Source organism: Acinetobacter sp. UBA2063, from assembly GCF_002333245.1.
Taxonomy (GTDB): domain Bacteria; phylum Pseudomonadota; class Gammaproteobacteria; order Pseudomonadales; family Moraxellaceae; genus Acinetobacter; species Acinetobacter parvus.
Window position 1 is genome coordinate 518 of the sequence record NZ_DDAH01000038.1, and the last position, 2,653, is coordinate 3,170.

Here is a 2,653-nt window from a genome sequence, read left to right on the forward strand (position 1 = left end):
AGGTCGGGGAGGATGTCAAACTCTTGAATTGCATGAATGATCTGAAAGATCGCTTTTGTTTTTGAGATAATTCATTTTACAATCTGATTCACTCCTACCTGATTTATAGGTTATCGTTATGTCCCGTGTTGCCCGTTACCATGCTGATCGCACCAATCAAAAACTGTATTTTGCCCGACTCGCATGTCAACAAGCTGAGCAAACTGAACATATCCAACAGGCACAGGCCTATCGTGAAGCTGCGGTTTTCCATTTGCACGGGGCGATTCTAGCTTTTTTGCAGGAACTGGTGCGCTACTACCGCTTAAATGATTTACAGCCGACCTTTAAATCCATTGAGGAACACATGGCGGACAAGGGGCAGGTGTCGCCAGAAGTGCTTGTATTGCAGCAACTGGCGAAAGATGGCTTTATTGCCGAATTAAAACGTGCTTACCGCATGTGTCAATACGCACCTGAGCCAACAGCACCAGAGCCTGAAAATGAGACTTCATCGAATTTGATTATTAAAGTGACTCAAAGTCCTCAAGCATGGTTACCCGATGCGAAAATATTACGAGAATGGCATCGTGAGTTAAGCCATTTAATTGATGGTTTTCGTAACGAGATGGTTGAGTTTTAGCCTGAATTGATCTTAGACTTGAAATCTGCGCAAACAGGACTCATATAGATAAGACGTGAGAGCGCAAAGTGCAAGGGTACTTTGCTACCATGTTGAAGCATGGAGAAAATATATGTCAATGCAACAGTTAAAAGAGTTATTCGGTAATCAGGAAGCGATACTGGAATTGGTTCAACTTGAAGGTGGCGAACTTGCTTTGCGTAATGCTGGTTCTGAACAGGAACCCTTGGTGAAGATACAGTTTAGTGATGAAGTTAAGGCAATTTTAGGTGAACAGACACCAATGGTTGCACAGCATATGATTCAGGCAGCCCTGTTTGGTTTGCTGGAAAAGCAGATGAATGAGTTGCAGGCCGAGATTGTGGATGAACAACCTACCCATTTCAGCTAATGCTGAATGTTAAAAAAGCGTACTTTGGGTACGCTTTTTTATTGTCCTGAAAATGCTTAATGTGCAGGGTATTGGTGTGCGAGTTCAATCTGGTTCAAGATATGATGACTCATATTCTTTGCCATTTCTTCCTTGGCATAGAATACTTCACCCAGGTTTTCCTGCCGAATCACGGCAGCCTCTTCCTTACTTTCAGCACAGATCAGCACCTGAATCTCAGGGTTAAGCTGTTTGGAAATATCAACAATACGGTGAATATCCAGAATATCCATTGGGGAAATGACTAGTAGGCGTGCATGCTGGATATGGGCCTGAATTAGCACATTGGGTTCAGTTGCCTCACCACTGACCGCGGCAATGCCTTGAGAACGCAGTTTTTCCACAATCTCACGGTTCTCTTCAGCAATGACCACCTTGATGTTTTGCTGTATCAGGTTTTCACTGATACGGCGACCTACGCCTCCATAGCCAATAATCACCACCTGATCACGTAAATAAGCCTGATCCACCTCATCTGGCAGCATGGCCAGTGGGTCAGCACTACGCTCTAATAACCGTGCTAAATGCGAACGCTCCCGAATCCAGCGTTGAACAGGTTCAATGGCTGAGAACACAAATGAGTTGAGGGTAATGGAGAACAGCGCACCCGCCAGAATCAGGTTCTGTGCATCAGGGGTGAGTAAACCTAGTGATAAGCCGAGTGTCGCAAGGATAAATGAAAACTCACCGATTTGCGCCAAACTGGCACCGACCGTTAATGCTGTATTGATCGGATAACGGAAGAATAAAACCAGTGCTATCGCAGCCAAAGTTTTACCCACCATAATAATGGCAATCACAGCCAAAATACGAAAAGGCTCTTCAATCAGGATACTTGGATCGAACAACATCCCAACTGAGACAAAGAATAAAATTGAGAAGATTTCACGTAATGGTAGGGTTTCCTCTTCTGCACGATGGCTAAAGTCGGACTCTTTCACCACCATACCCGCGAAGAAAGCGCCAAGTGCCATGGAAACGCCAAAAACTGCATAGGAACCGTAGGCAATTGAAACTGCGGCAGCAACCACGGTGAGTGTAAAGAGCTCACGGGAACCTAAACGGGCAACAAACTGCATGATCATTGGGACAAGACGTTTACCAATAATCAGCATAAATGCAATAAAGCCTGTGACTTTGAGTAGGGTAATGCCAATGGTCAGCCAGATACTTTGTGAGGTGTCTGTACCAGGCAAGGCGTGTCCGCCCAGTAACATGGCGGTTGCAGGTAAAAGAACCAGGGCGAGAACCATGACAAGGTCTTCAACCAACAGCCAGCCCACTGCGATTTTCCCATTGACCGAGTCGAGTAGCCCACGATCACCCAGTGCCTTGAGCAAGACCACGGTACTGGCACACGATAAACTTAAACCAAAGATGAGCGCTGAACCGAAGCTCCAACCCCAGTACATGGAAACACCGATACCAAGCAGGGTGGCAACCGCAATTTGTAGAATCGCACCAGGTAGGGCAATACGGCGCACCTGAAGTAAATCATTGAGGGAAAAATGCATTCCCACACCAAACATCAAAAACATAACACCTAGCTCTGCAAGCTGGTTGGCGAGATGAATGTCACCGACGATACCTGGTGTATTTGG

The 2,653-nt window shown here is 45.8% G+C and carries 3 protein-coding genes; 2 read left to right on the forward strand and 1 reads right to left on the reverse strand.

Annotated features, from left to right (window positions below; genetic code table 11):
• Positions 1-118 precede the first annotated feature (118 nt).
• Complete coding sequence (locus B4H32_RS01940; RefSeq protein ID WP_004674592.1) at positions 119-622, forward strand: DUF6586 family protein; 504 nt, start codon at positions 119-121, stop codon at positions 620-622.
• Positions 623-734: 112 nt separating this feature from the next.
• A complete protein-coding gene (locus B4H32_RS01945) occupies positions 735-1,013 on the forward strand; it encodes a hypothetical protein (RefSeq protein WP_004674593.1) in 279 nt (92 codons plus the stop codon).
• A 56-nt stretch (positions 1,014-1,069) separates the two neighbouring features.
• Here the strand turns inward: B4H32_RS01945 and B4H32_RS01950 are convergent.
• On the reverse strand, positions 1,070-2,653 hold a 1,584-nt coding region (locus B4H32_RS01950; RefSeq protein ID WP_286799547.1), incomplete at its 5' end, for a cation:proton antiporter.

Bases quoted from the DNA above. Each gene is read 5' to 3' on its own strand.
- B4H32_RS01945 (WP_004674593.1), top strand. From the start codon at position 735: ATGTCAATGCAACAGTTAAAAGAGTTATTCGGTAATCAGGAAGCGATA.
- B4H32_RS01940 (WP_004674592.1), top strand. From the start codon at position 119: ATGTCCCGTGTTGCCCGTTACCATGCTGATCGCACCAATCAAAAACTG.